Raw genomic sequence first — 17887 nt, 5'->3', positions numbered from 1 at the left:
GGTCGATACCCGCCGCTCGAGGCGCATGCTCCTTGGCCAGATTGGCAAGTCACATCAAGCGAACGAAATTTTGGTAAAGGCGCCGCTCGGCACCAATCCGCCTGAAGGCGGTCACGCGAGCCGCCGGGGAGAAACGACGATGAACAGAAGAGAAGCAATCCGCGCCGGCGAGGCCGAAACGGGCGCGCAAGCGAGCGGGCACATGGCGGATGCCGCCCGCAAGTACCAGCCTTACCCGACCGTCAACCTCACCGATCGCACCTGGCCGTCCAAGGTCATCGAGAAGGCGCCGATCTGGTGCTCCGTCGACCTGCGCGACGGCAACCAGGCGCTGATCGATCCGATGGGCCACGAGCGCAAGGCGCGCATGTTCGCGCTGCTGCTCGACATGGGTTTCAAGGAGATCGAGATCGGCTTCCCGTCGGCCTCGCAGACCGACTTCGACTTCGCCCGCTGGTGCGTCGAGGAAGGCGGCGTGCCGGACGATGTGTCGCTGCAGGTGCTGGTGCAATGCCGGCCCGAGCTGATCACGCGGACCTTCGAAGCGCTCAAGGACGCGCACCGGCCGATCGTGCATTTCTACAACTCGACCAGCGAATTGCAGCGCCGCGTCGTCTTCGAAAAGGACGTCGCCGGCATCAAGCGCATCGCCACCGACGCCGCCAAGATGATCACCGACATGGCGGCCAAGGCTGGCGGCGGCTATCGGTTCGAATATTCGCCGGAGAGCTTCACCGGCACCGAGCTGGAGGTCGCGCTGGAGATTTGCAACGCCGTCACCGAGATCGTGAAGCCGACGGCCGACAACAAGCTGATCATCAACCTGCCCTCGACGGTCGAGATGTCGACGCCCAACGTCTATGCCGACCGCATCGAATGGATGTGCCGCAACCTCGACAATCGCGACAAGCTGATCATCTCGCTGCATCCGCATAACGATCGCGGCACCGGCATCGCCACTACCGAGCTCGGCCTGATGGCCGGCGCCGACCGCGTAGAGGGCACGCTGTTCGGCAATGGCGAGCGCACCGGCAATGTCGACATCGTCACCCTGGCGCTGAACATGTACACGCAAGGTGTCGATCCCGGGCTGGATTGCTCAGACATCGACAGGATGAAGGACGTCTACGAATACTCGAACCAGCTGAAGATTCCGGAGCGCCATCCCTACGTCGGCGAGCTCGTCTACACCGCCTTCTCCGGCTCGCATCAGGATGCCATCAACAAGGGCATGAAGGCCTTGCGCAAGGCCAACACGCCGGTCTGGGAGGTGCCCTATCTGCCGATTGACCCGGCCGATGTCGGCCGCACCTATGAGGCGATCATCCGCATCAACTCGCAGTCCGGCAAGGGCGGCATCGCCTATGTGCTGCAGGCCGACTACGGCCTCAACCTGCCGCGCAACCTGCAGATCGAGTTCAGCCAGGACATTCAGGCCATCACCGATGCCGAAGGCAAGGAAGTGCCCGCCAAACGCATTCATGAGCGCTTCCTCGAAGCCTATGTCGACCAGCCCGGCGCCAGGCTGAAATTCCTCGACCATCACACCTACCCCGACACCGAGGTGAAGGGGCGGCGCGTGGTCGAAGCGGTCATCCTCGACAACGGCAAGGAGATGACCATCACCGGTTCCGGCACCGGCCCGATCGATGGCTTCGTCGATGCGCTGTCGCGCCACGTCGGCGTGGAGATGTCGGTGCTCGACTATTCCGAACACTCCTTGCAGCGCGGCTCGAACGCCTCGGCCATTTCCTATGTCGAGATGGAATATCCGGGCGGCAAGCTGTTCGGCGCCGGAATAAACACCAACATCGTCGCCGCCTCGCTGGAGGCCGTGGTGTCGGCCGCCAACCGCATCCTTGGCCGCAAGGCGGGCTGACACCTGACCTTGGCGCGGCGCTTTGGCGAGCCGCGCAATGCTGCAAAACCGCCGCGATTTTCCTGCCATTCATTAACCGGCAGGGAAATTTGCGGTGGCTTACGCGATCGCATAACAGAAGCATTCTTGTGCGTTGACGCGAGCGCTATATGATCACGTCCTAACCTGTGCCGACTTCGGAAGGATCGACACTTGGAGCCTGCCACGCCTGCCGCCCCCGCAGTGCGCGAGACATTGGAGCGACTGCTTGCCAGCGAAACGTTCGGACGGTCCGAGCGCGCCCGCAGGCTGTTGCGCTATCTGGTGGAGCGCGAGCAGGCCGGCGAAGGCGACAGGCTGAAGGGCCTTTCCATCGCCATGGACGTCTTCGGCAAGGACGGTGACTTCGACTCGGCGACCGATGCGGTTGTCAGGGTCCAAGCCGGGCGGCTGCGTGAGCTCCTGGAGCATTATTTCGCCAATGAGGGCATTGCCGAGCCGGTGCGCATCGCAATCCCGCGCGGCGGATATGTGCCTTCCTACGAGTTGAATGCCATCCGGCTGCCCGAGGCGGCCAAGCCTGCGGATGCCGGCCAGGTCGCTTCGCCTTCGGCCGAGCATTTCGAAAACCCCGCGCCTGCCGATACCAAGCCTGCCGATGCCGCGCCGCTGATGACGAGCCCGGCAACACCCGTGTCCGCCTCATCGCTGACGAGCCAATTGCGCTTCTTCTGGGCTGCCATCGTTCTGGTCATCGCCATGCTGGGGGTGCTTGTGGTTCGCCAGGGCAATGCCTTTTTCCACGACGATGCAGCCGCGCCGGTCGAAACGTCAGGTACGACCGGCAGCGTCGTTTCGCAGACTTTCGATAGCCTGCCCCTGATCTACATGGCCGTCAGGGCCGATGGACCGGAGGCGGCCCGTGTCGCCTCATCGCTGCGCGCCGGTCTCGCCGGCTTCGACACCATAGACTTCATCGGACGCGACGCCGACGCAACGCGCGACGGGTCCGCCGATCCGATCAGTTTCGTTTTCGATCTTGTTCCCGGACCTGCCGCCGGCGACGTCACGATCGAACTGCAGAGCGTCGCAACGGGACGGGTTCTCCTGTCGCGCAACCTGACATCGGCCGAAAGCGCGCCGGGCGCGGTGGAAAGCAGCGTCGCCAATCTCCTGACTTCGACCATCCCCGCTTCCGGCGCGATCTACAGCTATATCGACCAAAGCGACGTCCGGACCAGCCAGATCGGATGTCTGGTGCTTAACGACCGCTACTATCTCGACCAGAGCGCCAAGACGCATGAGGCGGCGTATCGCTGCCTGGAGAAACTCGCCGGTACGGGCACCAAATCATCGCTCGTCTACTCGGAACTGGCTTCCCTGCATCTGGAAGCCGTCAACAACCACTACGCCTATCCGCCTGATGCCACGATCGAACAGGCGATGTCGTATGCCCACCGCGCCATCCAGATGGGGCCGATGAGCCCCCACGCGCATCGCGCCTATGGCTACCTCAACTCACGCCTCGGCAATACGGACGAAGCGATCCGCTGGATGCGCAAGGCCTATGAGCTCAACACCTACGATCTCGGCATGGCCGCCGCCTATGGCTACGGCCTGATCTTCGCCGGCAAATATCAGGAAGGAACGCCGATCCTGGGCCATGCCGTCGAAGCCTTCAGCGGCCACCCGACCTGGTGGGACTACGGCCTGTTTGTCGGCGCCTTCATGCAAGGCGACACCAAAAGGGCTGTGATCGCCAGCGAGTCGCTGAGGACCACGAAGTCCAAATCGCATTACCTGGCCGCACGCCTGATCGGCGCCAAGATCTCAGGCCGCGACCAGCTCGCGGACGAGTTGGCGAACGAGCTGACGGCCGAATTCCCGAAATTCGCCGCCAATCCGCGCGCGACCTTCGTCGACAGAAAATATCCCGCGGATCTCACCGATCGGCTGGTGCAGTCCTTGCGCTCGGCGGGTATCGGAAATCCGAGCTGACCCCCGCAAGCCCGGTTCAACCTCGTCGACCTCGATCCTCGGCTGCTCGGATACCGCCCAAATGGCATGAGGACGACCAAAAAATATTAGAGTAGACTAATAAAATTGGCTCGTTGCTGCTCGCCGCCGGTCGCGAAGAATTTACTGGCTATCGACTCGGCCGGGGAGCATGCAGCCACCATTTGGAATAGCCTTCTTTTGCTCGCAGCCGATCGATTTCATGCTCCCATCCCTTAATGTCGTCGAACACGGTGCAGGCTCGAAGACGATCGTCTTGCTGCACGGCTTCGGCAGTTGCCATGAGATATGGCGCGACGTGATTTCCGCATTGCTGCCGGGTGCCAGGGTGCTGGCCTACGACCTGCCGGGCCATGGAAACTCGTTGGGGTACGATGGAAATGGCGGTGCCAGGCCGGCGGCGCAGGCCATCCTCGCGGATCTTGCCGATCGCCGGCTGGGCAAGGTCCACCTCGTCGGCCATTCCATGGGCGGTGCGATCGCGACATTGATGGCGCTCGCCGATCCTGGGCGGATTGCCTCGCTGACCTTGCTGGCGCCGGGCGGCTTCGGCCCCGAGATCAACGGTCCGCTGCTGCGCCGCTATGCCGCCGCAGACGACAGAAACGAGATCAGCGCTTGCCTTGCCGCCATGTCGGGGTCGGCGAGCGTGCCTCCGGAACACGTGGTGGACGCGCTTTTCCGGATGCGCGAACGGCCGGGCCAGTCGCAGGCCTTGGTCGATACGGCAGCGGCAATGACCAGGGACGAGCGGCAAGGCGTCATCCCGCGGGAACAGCTCGACACCCTCAATATGCCGGTGATGGTGGTTTGGGGTACGGACGATCCCGTCCTGCCCGTCGGCCAGGCCGAGGGTTTGCCGGCGCATTTCCACCTGCACCACGTGCTGGAGGCCGGCCACATGCTGGTCGAGGAGGCGCCCGACCTGGTTGCGGAGGCTGTACGCCGCAACACGCGTCGCCGCGGCAGGGGCAAGCCACCTGTATCCGGCGCGGCGGCGGACTGAGCCCTATCTCGCAGTGCATTTTGCCGCCGACTGTGTTAACTCGCTGTTTACCAACAGTGAGGCAGCCGCCATGAAGGACGCAGGCGACAAAATCACCCCGATCGAGCCGTCGCAAAAGCTCGCGGATGCGATCCGCGACGTCAAGAATGCCTTCGCCGACCGCGACGACGTTGTGGTCGACATGCGTGAGGCGCACCGCATGCGGCTCGACCTTCTGGCTGCCGAGCTCGCTCCTGTGTTCGCCGGAGTGCCGGTGGACATCGACAATTTCGACTTCGCCGTCTCGTCGGGCCTGCAGCCGCGACTGTGGATCGACGCCGTCAGCCATGTCGCGATGGGACGGGATCGCCGCACCTTCCGTTTCCTGAAGGACACGCGCATCGGCCGCGTGGTGCTGGCGGAATCGACCGACATGAGGCCCGTCGCCGATGCCGTGACGCGATACGTGGCCGAGCGTGTCGTCGAGCGGCAGCGGATGATGGAAGGTTCGGTCGAGAGCGCCGTGCCTGGCCTGCATCGAGCCGGGGTCCTGGAAGCGGAGCCGCCCTTGCAATCCGCAAAGCGCCGCAACGGCTGGACGACCTTCTTCTCCGGCCTTGGCCTGATCACCGCCGGTGCTTTGGTAGGTCTGGCGGTATCGCTCCTGCTGTTCTGGGACCGCATCGCCCAGATAAAGATCAGCTTCTGACGAGTTCACGGGCCGCCGCTACGTCGGCGCCCAGTTCGATCACCTGGAGATCCGACGGCGGCAGTGCCGGACCGGTCAGGCCGCGCCGCGTCAGGCGAATGCTCCAGCTGCCCTTTTCCCCGTCTATCTCGAACAGGTTGTATTGGGCCGCCGGATGCTTGCTGCCCGGCGCCTGGCCGGCGGCGGCCACGCCGACCACCGGCACCTTGGCGCCGCGCGGGCCGATGGTGAACAGCGACGGCAGGTGCGAGTGACCGTGCAGGACAAGCTCGGCGCCATGCCGGCGAATGACCTTGTGGAAGCGCGCAATGCCGAACAGCCGCTTATGCTGCGAAACCGCGCCGCGTACCGGCGGATGATGGATCATGATGGCGCGAAACAGCCCCTGTTTGGCCGTGGCGTCGAGGATATTGGCTAGCCGCTCCGCCTGCCCCTCCATGAAGAAGCCGTTGGCCATGAAGGGCGCCGTGGCCCGCGCGGTCGTGACGCCGATCAGCGCGACGTCGGCGCGCACGCGTAGATAGGGAAACGAATTGCGGTCGACCGGACTGTTGGCGCCGTCCCCCGTCATCCACGGCGCCCATGACCGGCAGACCTTGTCGAAAGCGCCCGGCACATAGGCATCGTGATTGCCCGGCACCACCGATACGTCGTCCGGCGAGCCAAGCGTCTCCAGCCAGTGCTTCGCCATCTCGATCTCGCCGTCGAGCGCCAGGTTGACGAGGTCGCCGGTGACGGCGAGATGGTCGGGCGCGTTGGCCTTGATATCGGCGACGATGGTGTCGATGACGGCGTCATGCATATGCCGGCGGCGGTTGCGCTGCCAGTTGACGTAACCGAGCACGCGCTTGGACGCGAGGTCGCGATAGGTTACATCGGGCAGCGGCCCCAAATGGACATCGGAAATATGTGCGAGCCTGAGCATAGCCCCTTCTTAAGCGACACGGTTCAGGCTTTCCACTCACCGTTTGCTGTTCGCTCGCGGATTGCAGGATGACTGGCGCCAGCGATCCGGAACGGACATTCCGCCAGACCGGCTGGCCGGGGCTGCGGGCAAGGCTGTTCCATTTCTATTTCCTGCTGCGGCGCCCGATGACGCTTGGCGTGCGCGGCCTCGTCTATGACCGCGCCTCCAACTGCGTCTTCCTTATCCGTCACACTTATGTTCCGGGTTGGCAATTGCCGGGCGGCGGCGTCGAGAATGGCGAGACGCTCGAGGAAGCGCTGTCCCGCGAGCTCCTTGAGGAAGGCAACATCGCGCTGACGGCGCCGCCGGTGCTGAAATCGATGCACTTCAACCGCCGCTCCAGCACCCGCGACCATGTCGGCCTCTACCTGGTCGAGGCCTTCAGCCAGACCATGCCGAAACTTCCCGATCGCGAGATCGCCGAGGCGGCCTTCTTTCCGCTCGACCGGTTGCCGGAAACCACCACGCCGGCGACATTGCGCCGGATAGCGGAGATTTTTGGCGGTAAGCAGTTTTCGGCTTACTGGTAGGTCAAGCCGCCTTCTTAAAGCGGCCGCGATCGTGCGGCGCGGCATAGTCGAGCTCCGGCCCCACCGGGACGATCCCCGTCGGATTGATCGATTTGTGGCTGCCGTAGTAATGCGCCTTGATGTGATGCAGGTTGACCGTTCTTGACACCCCGGGCACCTGGTAGAGGTCGCGCAGATAGTTCGACAGGTTCGGATAGTCGGCGATGCGGCGCAGATTGCACTTGAAGTGCCCGACATAGACCGGATCGAACCGCACCAGCGTGGTGAACAGCCGCCAGTCGGCCTCGGTGATGCGTTCGCCCACCAGATAACGCTGCTTCGAAAGCCGCTCCTCGATCCTATCGAGCGCCGAGAACAATTCGCCGAACGCTTCCTCGTAGGCTTCCTGCGTTGTGGCGAAGCCGGTACGGTAAACGCCATTGTTGATCGCCGGATAGACCAGCGCATTGATCTTATCGATCTCCGCCCGCAGCGCCGGCGGATAGAAGTCGAGGCTCGCATCGCCCCATTCGTCGAAAGCGGAATTGAGCATCCGGATGATCTCGGAGGACTCGTTGCTGACGATCGTCTCCTGCCTTTTGTCCCACAGCACGGGGACCGACACCCGGCCCGAATAGCCGGAATCGGCCTTGGCATAGATCTGGTGCAGGTATTCGAGGCCGTAGAGCGTATCGCCGGTGGCGCCGTCCTCTGCCTTGAAGGTCCAGCCGTTCTCGCCCATGAAATGATGCACCACGGAGACGGAGATGATGTCTTCCAGCTTCTTCAGCGAGCGGAAGATCAAGGTCCGGTGCGCCCATGGGCAGGCAAGAGAGACGTAAAGATGGTAGCGCCCGGGCTCGGCCTTGAAGCCGCGCTTGCTACCTTGCGCCGGCGCGCCGTCGCGCGTCACCCAATCGCGCCATTGCGCTTCGGCCCGCACGAATCTGCCGCCATTGTCTGTGGCAACGGGCCGGTCCTGCCATCTGCCTTCAATCAGCAATCCCATCCGAAATCTCCTTGCGGGTCCAACACACATTTAGGCTTCTGACCGGAAACTCGAAGCCCTCACGCGCTGAACAGTTCGTCAAACGACGGACAAGTTCGTCATACAACGAACAGAAAGGCGAAAAGCGCCGATTGCAGCCGGGAAAAATTGATGCTAGCGGAGGCGCCCATGTTCGACTTTGCCACAATCCGGTTCGACCGACGACGAAAGGACGCCCGCGCTTGATGAAGCGCTGACTGGCGAACGCTGCCGCTTGCAGCAACCTTTCCTCGCATACCGGAACGCAAAGACCATGAGCCTTGCCGACGTGAAATACCTGCCGGAAGCCCCGGCGCATGATGCCGAGATCGAAGCCATCAACGACGAGGCCTTCGGCCCCGGTCGTTTCGTGCTTGCCGCCTACAAGATCCGCGAGTCCGGCGGGCATGACCGCTCGATGTCCTTTGTCGCGGTCGAGGGCGATACGGTGATCGCCTCGGTGCGCATGACGCGCGTCGCCGCCGGCGCCGGCCGCGCCATGATGCTCGGACCGCTCGCCGTACGGCCTGCCTTCAAGAATCTCGGCATCGGCCGCCGGCTGGTCGCGATCGCGCTGGAAGCGGCGGCGAAAGCCGGCGCACCGGCCGTGATGCTGGTCGGCGACGAGCCCTACTACGGACCGCTCGGCTTCAAGCGCTTTCCGCGCGGACAGATCACCATGCCCCGCCCCGTCGACCTTGACCGGCTGCTCCACCACGAAATCAGGCCCGGCGCCGTGGCCCGGTTCGTCGGCGAAGTCTGCCACGCGGACATGGCCAAGGTTGCGGAACTGGCCCCGGCTGCGGTTCGGGCGCCGGTCAATCAGCAGGTCTCGATCGATCCGGTCATTCAGGTTGCGCCCCAGCAGCGTGCTTCGTAGCATGATCACGAATCCTGGGAGGACGCCTGTATGAATCCGAATGGCCAGATCGCGATCGTCACCGGCGGCGGCTCTGGTCTCGGTGAGGCCACGGCGCGAGCCCTTGCCGCCAGCGGCGCCAAAGTTGCCATACTCGATATCGGCATCGACCGCGCGGTGAAGGTTGCTGCCGATATCGGCGGCATCGCGGTTCAATGCGATGTCAGCAGCGGCGACAGCGCCACGGGCGCAATTGCCGAGGTGGCGGAAAAGCTCGGCCAGCCGCGCATCCTGGTCAACTGCGCCGGCATCGCCATTGGCGTGAAGACGGTCGGCAAGGATGGTCCGCACCCGCTCGATCAGTACCGCAAGGTGATCGAGATCAACCTGATCGGCACCTTCAACATGATCCGTCTCGTCGCTGACCGGGCGGCGAAACTCGACCCGCTCGATGGCGGCGAGCGCGGCGTCATCGTCAACACGGCATCGGTCGCGGCCTATGACGGCCAGATCGGTCAGGCCGCCTATTCGGCGTCCAAGGGCGGCGTCGTCGGCATGACGCTGCCGGTGGCGCGCGACCTCGCCCGCTCCGGCATCCGCGTCTGCACCATAGCGCCCGGCATCTTCAAGACGCCGATGATGGCCGGCATGCCGCAGGAGGTGCAGGATTCGCTGGGAGCCTCGGTGCCCTTCCCGCCCCGCCTCGGCGAGCCCTCCGAATATGCCGCGCTCGCGCTCCACATCATCGAGAACCAGATGTTGAACGGCGAGACGATCCGCCTCGACGGCGCGATTCGCATGGCGCCGAAATAGAAGGGCCGAAATAGAAGGTAATGACCACGCCGCGGACAGGCGCCTCCACCGTCAAGACAGGACCGCTGGCGGGCCTGAAAGTGATCGAGATGGCGGGCCTCGGCCCAGTGCCGCTCGCTGCCCTGATGTTGTCCGAAATGGGCGCCGAGGTGCTGCGCATCGAGCGGGCGGACGCCAAAGCGCCGCTTGTGTCCTTGCCGGAAGCCTGCGACCTCGACCGCCACGGCCGCTCCATCCTCAAGCTCGACTTGAAACGCCCGGATGGCGCGGCGTTGCTGCTGCGTCTGGCGCAAAGGACCGACATTCTCATCGAAGGCTTTCGTCCCGGCGTCATGGAGCGGCTGGGTCTCGGACCCGACATCGTGCTCGATCGCAACCCGGCCCTGATCTATGGCCGCCTGACAGGCTTCGGTCAGGACGGGCCGCTTTCATGCCGCGCCGGCCATGACATCACCTACCTCGCCTATGCCGGCCTGTTGCACGCCATAGGCAGGCAAGGAGAGCCGCCCGTGCCGCCGCTCAACCTCGTCGCCGACCAGGGCGGCGGCGCCATGATGCTGATCGCAGGCGTGCTGGCCGCCCTGTTCCAGCGCTCGCGCACCGGCAAGGGCGAGGTGGTCGACGCTGCGATGATCGAAGGCGCATCGATGCTGGCCGCTCCCATCCACGCCTTTATGGCGGCAGGCCTGTGGAGCGACCGGCGCGGCGAGAACCTGCTCGATTCCGGGGCGCCCTTCTACGACACTTACGAAACCGCCGATGGCCGGCACGTGGCCATCGGCTGCCTCGAGCCGCAGTTCTTTGCCGAGTTCGCCGCGTTGCTGCCGCTCGACCAGCATTTTGTCCGCGGCCAATATGACAGGACATTGTGGCCCGGGATGCGCGCGGCCATTGCCGGCAGGATCAGCCAGAAGACGCGCGACGAGTGGGCCGATGTCTTTGGCTCCACCGATGCCTGCGTCGCGCCGGTCCTGTCGCTGAGGGAAGCCAGGGACCATCCGCAGGGCCGCGCCCGGCAAAGCTTTGTGAAGTCGGATGAGCTCCAGCGCCCAGCGCCGGCGCCCCGTTTCTCGCACGCCCCGCCGATGCTTGCCGCGGCGCCGACCGTCACCGACTGTGGACCTGCCGATGTGCTGGCGCGCTTCGGCGTCGACGAAAGTGAAATCGAAACCCTTGTCAGGTCGGGCCTGTTTGGCCAATAAACGGGACAGCAGAAATCAACTTATCGCGGTGAGCGCTTTGACCGAAACCAGGAAGGATGTCATCCGCGAGACCGACGCCGAGGCCATCAGGCTGGCGAAGACGCTGATCCGCTCGGCCCGCTTCGGCACGCTCGCGGTGATCGAGCCCGGCACCGGGGCGCCGTTGGCAAGCCGGGTCGGCGTTGCGACCGACATCGACGGCGCGCCGCTGATCCTGGTCTCGATGCTGTCGGCCCATACCGGCGCAATTCTCGCCGACCCGCGCTGCTCGCTGCTCGTCGGCGAACCTGGCAAGGGCGATCCGCTTGCGCATCCGCGCATCACGCTCGTGAGCCGGGCGCTGCAGCTGGAACGTGGCTCGGCCGAACACGCCCGCGCCGAACGGCGCTATCTCAACCGCAACCCCAAGGCGAAGCTCTATGTCGGGCTTGGCGACTTCTCGATATTCAGGCTCGAGCCTGAACGCGCCAGCCTGAACGGCGGTTTCGGCAAGGCCTATCATCTGGATCGCGCCGACCTGCTCACCGGCGGCCCGGTCGTCGAGGAACTGGCGGCCAGCGAGCAGTCTGCGCTGGACCATATGAACGCCGACCATCGCGATGCGATCACCGTCTATGCGCGCCATTTCGGCCGGGCCGAAGGCGATGGCTGGATCGTCACCGGTTTCGACGCCGACGGCATGGACCTGGCTTCGCCGGATGCCATCTGCAGGATCTTCTTTCCGCGGCCTCTCAGCGCTGCCCGCGAGCTGCGGACAGTGCTGGTCGAGATGGCAAAGACCGGACGCTCCGCCGGTCAGGCACAGTAGCGAAAGTTCATCGCTCTAGATCGAAAGCAACTCTTGAGATTTAGATAAAATGATCTACCTTTCGTTGCAGCGCTGATTCATCGGCGCTTCCTGACCTGAACATCGTGGAATCAGCCACCATTGCCCCCATGGCGGCTGGATGAGCTAGAAACCATGGGGGATCTATGATCTCGAGCAAGCTAGTCGCCAATGCCGAATCGGCTGCCGCGTTTCTGACGCTCATGGGCAATGAAAAGCGTCTGTTGATTGTCAGCTATCTGATCGAAGGCGAAATGTCGGTCGGTGCCATCGCCGAGAAGGTCCAGTTGAGCCAGTCCGCTTTGTCACAGCATCTGGCCAAGCTGAGAGCGCTTGATCTCGTCGAGACGCGCCGCGATCGCCAGATGATCTACTATTCCTGCAAGTCCGACGCGGCGCGCGAGCTGCTTCGCATGCTGGAAGGCATTTTCGGCGACGGCGACCTGTCCCAGATGGCCTACAGGATGCGCCGCGCCGGGGCTTGACCCGCGTCATCCGAAGCCCCTTACCTCGCTGGCAGTTTCTGCCGGCGAGATTTGCATGAACCTTGTTCCCATCGACGACCCCCAGGACCCGCGCGTCGCCGCCTACCTCGACATCCGCGAGCGCGATCTCGTCGGCCGGCACGGACGCTTCGTCGCGGAAGGCAAGGTGGTGCTGGATCTTCTGTTGTCGGGCGGACGCTTCGCGGCGGAGTCGGCCCTCATTCTGGAAAACAGGCTGGCGGGCCTGGAAGGCATCTTGCGCAAAGCGCCGCCCGGCCTCCCGGTCTATGTCGCCCGCGGTGAGGTCATGGACCGGATCGCCGGCTTCCATATGCATCGCGGTATATTGGCGATCGGCGTTCGGGGTACTCCCCAATCCGCCGAAGCCTTGCTCGAAACGCTGCCCGCAAGCGCGCTGGCCGTGGTTTTGGTCGGCATATCCAATCACGACAATATGGGCTCGATCTTCCGCAACGCCGCTGCCTTTGGCGCGGACGCCGTGCTTCTCGATCCCACATGCTGCGATCCGCTCTACCGCAAGGCGATCCGCGTTTCGGTCGGCGCGGCGCTGAAGGTTCCGTTCGGCTCCTTCGACAACACCTCCCGGCTGACCGCAACGCTTGACCGGCTGGGCTTCAGCCAATTCGCGCTCTCACCGCGCGGCGAAACCGATATCCGCACGGCGGAAGGAACGTCTCGCCTGGCGCTTTATCTCGGCACTGAAGGCGAAGGCTTGCCCGAAACTCTGCTCAACCGGCTGCGGACGGTACGGATCGCCATGGCGGAGGGTTTCGACAGCCTGAACGTTGCCGCCGCCTCGGCCGTCGCCATGCATCACTTCTCGAAACGATAGCCGCCCGACAAGGGCAATTCCGGAAAAAGTGCGCAGCGGTTTTCCGTCCGGACTTGCTTCAAACAAAGAGATGAGCGGATCAGCGTTTCCGTGAAATGATCAACCGCTCCGGGAGGGCGCTGCCTGACTGACTGCCAGCGTCTGGATCAGTTGGTTGGACTGACCTTCTGCAGGGCCCTGACACGGTCCGCGAGGCTGATGCCGCGCTCGCCAGCACCCTGCAACCCGTCGCCAGGGGTCTCCAAGGCCTTGGCAATTGGCGAATCCGGCCCGTCCAGCCTCATCGTCAGATTGACCACCTCGGCCGCCAGTTCGTTCATCTGCTCGCGAAGCGCAGCACCGGCGAGTCCCGCGTCGCCGGCTTGCTCGGGCGTTGCCGTTTCGAGGGCGGCGAGATCGGTTTTGAGCCGCTTGTTCTCACGCGCGAGCGCCGTCAGCCTCGCCTCAAGCCGCTCGCGATCGCCTTCAAGCTTGGCGATGGCCTTGTCGATGCCTTCGACTTCGGCGGCCTGGTGCATTCCACCGTTTGCCGTAGGGCCTTGCTTTGGGCGTTCGCGCATCCGGGCAAGCTCCTTCTCGCGCCTGTCGAGCCTCTCCTCGCGGTCGGCAAGCGTCGCAAGCAGCCGTTCGACCTTCTTGTCCAGCTCGGCGGCCCGCTTCTTCTCAGCTTTGAGCATGTCTCTGGCAGCTTTGCCTTCGGCCGCGAGTTCCTGGCTGCGCCGGTCCGCTTCCTTGCGCTGGCTGCGCAATACCGCAATGTCGTTGGCGAGCTTGTCCAGTTCCGATTCACGCGCCACGAGCTCGATCTGGCGGTTCGAGGACGAGAAGCTGGCATCGTCATACATCTGCTCCAGCTTCTGCAGGTCCAGCGCGCGCTTCTCCAGGGAGCGCTCCGTCTGCGCCAGCTTTTCCGACAGCCTGCGCAGTTCTTCCTCGCGCTGCCTGAGCTCCGCGTTCTTGGCCTGCAGGTCGGAAAGCGCCTGGTCCTTGTCCTTCTTCTCGACCGCCAGTCCCTTCAGCGCCTCACGGCCGCGGCCGATCTCGACCAACTGCTCGGCCGCCTTTTCCTTGAGGCTTTTGATGTTCATCTCCAGCCGGCGCGTGGTCATGGCGAACTCGGCGCGAACCCGGTCCTTTTCAGCCACGATCTCGGCGGGCGTCAGCGGCATCGAGGCCTCGAGGCGCCTGCGTGTTAGGACTGCGGCTCGCCGCCACACGGCTGGCGCGATCAGTGACACCAGAAAGACGGCGCAGAGGAAGCCGAGTGCGAAGAACAGGATCGACTGGACCAAGGTGGACTATTCCGTGTGCGAGGCGCTAACCCGCCAATGCCGACTGTGCCACCTTGGCATGGCGGAAATCCAGCGCCGCGGCAAGAGCATGCCGCGGCGCGATCGGTCTTATCCGAGCGGTTGTGGCAATCCTGTCTGCTCAGAACGGATTCCAGGTCGCCCGTTCCGTAAGTTTCAGATAGCCGAGATTGACGCCAAGCCGGGCGCCAACGCCGGTGCGGATCGGAACGATGAGCACTCTGTTGCTCTGCAGCACGTTGAAGCCGACGCCCGCCACCACATAGGCGGAGCCGGCGACGCCGCCGAAGCGGTTGTAGAGGCTGCTGATGTCGTCCAGATTGTAGACCAGCATCATCACGCGCGACCCTTCGCCGCCGAAATCCCAGCCGAGCGACGGGCCTTGCCAGAACACCTTATGGTCCCCGGCATTCTTGGTGTAGAGCGTGCCCTCGCCGTAGGTCAGGCCGCCGATCAGCGCGCCGGATCCCTCCTCGCCGAGCAGATAGCCGTTCGGCAGGCCGTAGGACGCAAAGATCTTCTCGACCACGGTGGCAAGGCCGCCTGACGTCGCGCCGAAGAACTTGTGGCCGGAATCGATGATCTCCTGCGCGGTGTATTCCTGGGCCCGCGACGCGGAGGTTGAGACAATGAGGGCGCCCATGAGGGCGATCGTCATGGCGAGGACGCGGACGAAAGTCCGGTCATAGAATCGGGAAAACATGCTTCCAATCTCCGTCAGGGAGCACTTTCGCCGACGCCTCGCATCCCCGCGGCTCTTGGCGGCCGCTTCGAGATGACTATCACTGGCAAACTATGCCGTAATCCTTTTTCAACCATTAAGCTGACGCAGGAAGATGGCGGTTCAAAGGCTGGAGGCCCGGCACAGCCTCTTTCCGCATCGTTTTCCCGGCGTGACAGCAGCATTTTCGCCATCCTCGGCCGCGGATTTGTTGATGCACGGGCGGGCGCTGTGTATTCAGAAAGCCTTGGAAAGAGTGTGATTCGCGTGGCGGGCGCGAAATCGGTCGCTCGGCCATGAATATGTGAACTAGCAGGGATTCTCCGATGGCCGAGCTCTTCACCCTCTCCGCCCCCGATCTGGCGGCGCTCCTGTGCAGCCGCGTATGCCACGACATCATTTCGCCGGTCGGCGCAATAAACAACGGCCTCGAACTGCTCGACGAAGGCGGCGCCGACGAAGACGCCATGAAACTGATTCGCCAGAGCGCCAGGAACGCCTCGGCGCGCCTGCAGTTTGCCCGCATCGCCTTCGGCGCCGCGGGCTCTGCCGGCATGATGATCGACACCGGCGATGCCGAGGCCGTGGCAATTGCCTTTTTGAAGAACGAGAAGCCGGAACTGGTCTGGAACGGTGCCCGCGCGCTACTGCCCAAGAACAAGGTCAAGCTGCTGCTCAATCTCATTCTTGTCGCCAACGCGGCCATACCGCGCGGCGGCAAGTTGATGGTCACGCTGGAGAACCTCGAGACCGAGCCGCGTTTTTCGCTATCGGCCAGTGGCCCGATGCTGCGCGTGCCGCCGAAATTCCTCGAGCTGCATTCCGGTCACAAGCCGGAAGAACCCATCGACGCGCATTCGGTCCAGCCCTACTACACGCTGCTTCTGGCGCGTGAGGCCAACATGACGATCTCGATCCACGCGACCGCCGAAGAGATCGTGTTGTCGGCGGCCTGAGGCAACGGCCAAGAATAAACCAAGTATTTAGTTGCGCTGTTATTGCCGCTTGCAGTGCGAACGAAGCAATCTCTGCTTTTTCCAGCGTATTGGCTTGGCGCCGAAAAGCCCCACGATGCGCCTGTTTGGAAAAACTTTACCTAACGGCTTTTCGGCTTCTTTACCAGATTGCTCTAGGGTGTCTCCCGGTTACCGGAGGTTGCCGGTCCGGCAGATGGCAAAGAGGGCCCGGAAATGAAGCGCTGCCTATTCGTGGACGATTCGAGCGTCATCAGGAAGGTCGCAAAGCGTATCCTTGGCGGCTCGGACATCGTGGTCTTCGAAGCAGCCACCGGGCTTGATGCGATGGAGATCTGCTCCGGCGATATGCCCGATGTCATCGTTGTCGACGGCGGCTTGCCGGACATGCAGGCGGTCGACTTCATTCGCCGCATCCGCGCCATCGAAAGCCCCGTCAAGCCGCAGATCCTGGTTTCGCTCGTCGAAGTCGACGTCGCCTCGATCATGCGGGCGAAACGGGCCGGCGCCCAGGGCTATCTGCTGAAGCCCTTCAACCGGGCGCAATTGCTCGAGAGCTTCCGCTTCCTGAAGATCGCAGCCTGAGTTTTCGACGCTCAGAAACACAAAAACCCGGCCGGCGCCGGGTTTCTGTTAACTGCTCGCCCGCAGATCAGGCGCTGACGCGGATGTCTTCCGGCTCGCGCAGCACGTAGCCGCGGCCCCATACGGTCTCGATGTAATTCTGGCCGCCGGAGGCCGCGTCGAGCTTCTTGCGCAGCTTGCAGATGAAGACGTCGATGATCTTCAGTTCCGGCTCGTCCATGCCGCCATAGAGGTGGTTGAGGAACATTTCCTTGGTGAGCGTCGTGCCCTTGCGCAGCGAGAGCAGCTCCAGCATCTGGTATTCCTTGCCGGTCAGGTGCACGCGCTGGCCACCGACCTCGACCGTCTTGGCGTCGAGATTGACCACCAGGTCGCCGGTGGTGATGACCGATTGGGCGTGGCCCTTGGAGCGGCGCACGATCGCATGGATGCGCGCCACCAGCTCGTCCTTGTGAAAAGGCTTGGTCATATAGTCGTCGGCGCCGAAACCGAGGCCGCGCACCTTGTCCTCGATGCCGGCCATGCCGGAGAGGATCAGGATCGGCGTCTTGACCTTGGAGAGGCGAAGCGTGCGCAGCACCTCGTAGCCCGACATGTCGGGAAGATTGAGATCGAGAAGGATGATGTCGTAGTCGTAGAGCTTGCCGAGATCGACCCCTTCTTCGCCAAGATCGGTCGTATAGACGTTGAAGCTTTCCGATTTCAGCATCAGCTCGATGCTTTGTGCGGTTGCACTGTCGTCTTCAATCAGCAGAACACGCATTTCATTCCCCTTTTCTGCTGCCGGACCGTGTCACGACCCGTCCGGGACCGGAGCAGTGATTGCCTGAACAGAAGGTGCCACCGACTGGTTAACAAATCCTAATTTCGTGTTCGCCACGATATCAGATTTTTTAACCCCTTTCTACACCCACTTGAATCTAATAACGAATCACAGACCCAAATCGCTCATGTGCCACATTAATTAGTCAGCCTAAGTGACTCCAGAGACTCGCAGGCCGGCTTTCCGTCGCAGCCGGAATTTTTACCCGGCCTTAAGTCCTCGCCCGTATGATTAACAATGCCCGTAAACGAATGGTTACCGCCGGCAAAAATCTTTAGGGCTTTGTTTCCCATAGTGGGGGGAAAGCCGGGGGAAACGGGCGACGCTTGGGTCTCTCCAGGCTGATGGGACGATATGCAGGTGTG

The 17887-nt window shown here is 63.3% G+C and carries 19 protein-coding genes; 14 read left to right on the top strand and 5 right to left on the bottom strand.

The annotated features are described in order from the left end of the window. Positions 1–202 precede the first annotated feature (202 nt). The 4 genes from leuA (at position 203) to EN853_RS26305 (ending at position 5568) form a co-directional block, all read left to right on the top strand. Entirely contained in the window at positions 203–1879 is a 1677-nt protein-coding gene (leuA, locus tag EN853_RS26320; RefSeq protein WP_127858580.1) for a 2-isopropylmalate synthase, read from the top strand. Positions 1880–2071: 192 nt separating this feature from the next. Then, positions 2072–3856, top strand: coding sequence for a tetratricopeptide repeat protein (locus tag EN853_RS26315; RefSeq protein ID WP_127858339.1), 1785 nt, complete (start codon positions 2072–2074; stop codon positions 3854–3856). 220 nt (positions 3857–4076) lie between these two features. Further along, positions 4077–4880 carry an alpha/beta fold hydrolase gene (locus EN853_RS26310; protein ID WP_127858338.1) on the top strand — a complete coding sequence of 268 codons (804 nt, stop codon included), beginning with the start codon at positions 4077–4079 and terminating at the stop codon, positions 4878–4880. 70 nt (positions 4881–4950) lie between these two features. Beyond that, on the top strand, positions 4951–5568 hold the full coding sequence (locus tag EN853_RS26305) for a hypothetical protein (RefSeq protein ID WP_127858337.1): 618 nt from the start codon (positions 4951–4953) through the stop codon (positions 5566–5568). Here EN853_RS26305 and EN853_RS26300 read toward each other — a convergent pair. After that, entirely contained in the window at positions 5558–6493 is a 936-nt protein-coding gene (locus tag EN853_RS26300) for a metallophosphoesterase (protein ID WP_127858336.1), read from the bottom strand. The genes EN853_RS26305 and EN853_RS26300 overlap by 11 nt on opposite strands. Positions 6494–6561: 68 nt before the next feature. On the opposite strand from EN853_RS26300, the gene EN853_RS26295 reads away from it, so the two are divergent. Further along, positions 6562–7065, top strand: coding sequence for an NUDIX domain-containing protein (locus tag EN853_RS26295; protein ID WP_127858335.1), 504 nt, complete (start codon positions 6562–6564; stop codon positions 7063–7065). A 1-nt stretch (position 7066) separates the two neighbouring features. On the opposite strand, the gene EN853_RS26290 is transcribed toward EN853_RS26295, so the two are convergent. Continuing rightward, entirely contained in the window at positions 7067–8053 is a 987-nt protein-coding gene (locus EN853_RS26290) for a glutathione S-transferase family protein (RefSeq protein WP_127858334.1), read from the bottom strand. A gap of 292 nt (positions 8054–8345) precedes the next feature. Between EN853_RS26290 and EN853_RS26285 the strand changes: the two genes are divergently transcribed. From EN853_RS26285 to EN853_RS26260, 6 genes are all read left to right on the top strand, one after another. Further along, positions 8346–8951, top strand: a complete 606-nt coding sequence (locus EN853_RS26285; protein WP_127858333.1) for an N-acetyltransferase — start codon at positions 8346–8348, stop codon at positions 8949–8951. A 30-nt stretch (positions 8952–8981) separates the two neighbouring features. Beyond that, on the top strand, positions 8982–9743 hold the full coding sequence (locus EN853_RS26280) for a 3-hydroxyacyl-CoA dehydrogenase (RefSeq protein ID WP_127858332.1): 762 nt from the start codon (positions 8982–8984) through the stop codon (positions 9741–9743). A 20-nt stretch (positions 9744–9763) separates the two neighbouring features. Then, on the top strand, positions 9764–10945 hold the full coding sequence (locus EN853_RS26275; RefSeq protein ID WP_127858331.1) for a CaiB/BaiF CoA-transferase family protein: 1182 nt from the start codon (positions 9764–9766) through the stop codon (positions 10943–10945). 37 nt (positions 10946–10982) lie between these two features. Continuing rightward, on the top strand, positions 10983–11753 hold the full coding sequence (locus EN853_RS26270) for a HugZ family protein (protein WP_127858330.1): 771 nt from the start codon (positions 10983–10985) through the stop codon (positions 11751–11753). A 164-nt stretch (positions 11754–11917) separates the two neighbouring features. Then, entirely contained in the window at positions 11918–12256 is a 339-nt protein-coding gene (locus tag EN853_RS26265; protein ID WP_127858329.1) for a metalloregulator ArsR/SmtB family transcription factor, read from the top strand. A 55-nt stretch (positions 12257–12311) separates the two neighbouring features. Beyond that, complete coding sequence (locus tag EN853_RS26260) at positions 12312–13109, top strand: RNA methyltransferase (RefSeq protein ID WP_127858328.1); 798 nt, start codon at positions 12312–12314, stop codon at positions 13107–13109. 146 nt (positions 13110–13255) lie between these two features. Here the strand turns inward: EN853_RS26260 and EN853_RS26255 are convergent, their stop codons facing one another. Together EN853_RS26255 and EN853_RS26250 are read right to left on the bottom strand one after the other, a co-directional pair. After that, on the bottom strand, positions 13256–14401 hold the full coding sequence (locus EN853_RS26255) for a hypothetical protein (RefSeq protein WP_127858327.1): 1146 nt from the start codon (positions 14399–14401) through the stop codon (positions 13256–13258). A 139-nt stretch (positions 14402–14540) separates the two neighbouring features. Beyond that, positions 14541–15077, bottom strand: coding sequence for an EipA family protein (locus EN853_RS26250; protein ID WP_245517192.1), 537 nt, complete (start codon positions 15075–15077; stop codon positions 14541–14543). Between the two features lie 117 nt (positions 15078–15194). Here EN853_RS26250 and EN853_RS26245 point away from each other — a divergent pair, with 117 nt between their 5' ends. The 3 genes from EN853_RS26245 to EN853_RS26235 all read left to right on the top strand — a co-directional run bounded on the left by EN853_RS26245 (position 15195) and on the right by EN853_RS26235 (position 16699). Then, entirely contained in the window at positions 15195–15440 is a 246-nt protein-coding gene (locus tag EN853_RS26245) for a hypothetical protein (protein WP_127858325.1), read from the top strand. A gap of 26 nt (positions 15441–15466) precedes the next feature. Further along, on the top strand, positions 15467–16096 hold the full coding sequence (locus EN853_RS26240; RefSeq protein ID WP_127858324.1) for a histidine phosphotransferase family protein: 630 nt from the start codon (positions 15467–15469) through the stop codon (positions 16094–16096). Positions 16097–16330: 234 nt separating this feature from the next. Continuing rightward, a complete protein-coding gene (locus tag EN853_RS26235; protein ID WP_127858323.1) occupies positions 16331–16699 on the top strand; it encodes a response regulator in 369 nt (122 codons plus the stop codon). A gap of 67 nt (positions 16700–16766) precedes the next feature. Here EN853_RS26235 and ctrA read toward each other — a convergent pair whose 3' ends face one another. Beyond that, positions 16767–17462, bottom strand: coding sequence for a cell cycle two-component system response regulator CtrA (gene ctrA, locus EN853_RS26230; protein ID WP_006203583.1), 696 nt, complete (start codon positions 17460–17462; stop codon positions 16767–16769). Between the last annotated feature and the right edge of the window lie 425 nt (positions 17463–17887).

It is taken from the genome of Mesorhizobium sp. M1C.F.Ca.ET.210.01.1.1, from assembly GCF_004791585.1.
Classification (GTDB): Bacteria; Pseudomonadota; Alphaproteobacteria; order Rhizobiales; family Rhizobiaceae; genus Mesorhizobium.
This window is presented reverse-complemented; position numbering and strand designations above follow the sequence as displayed.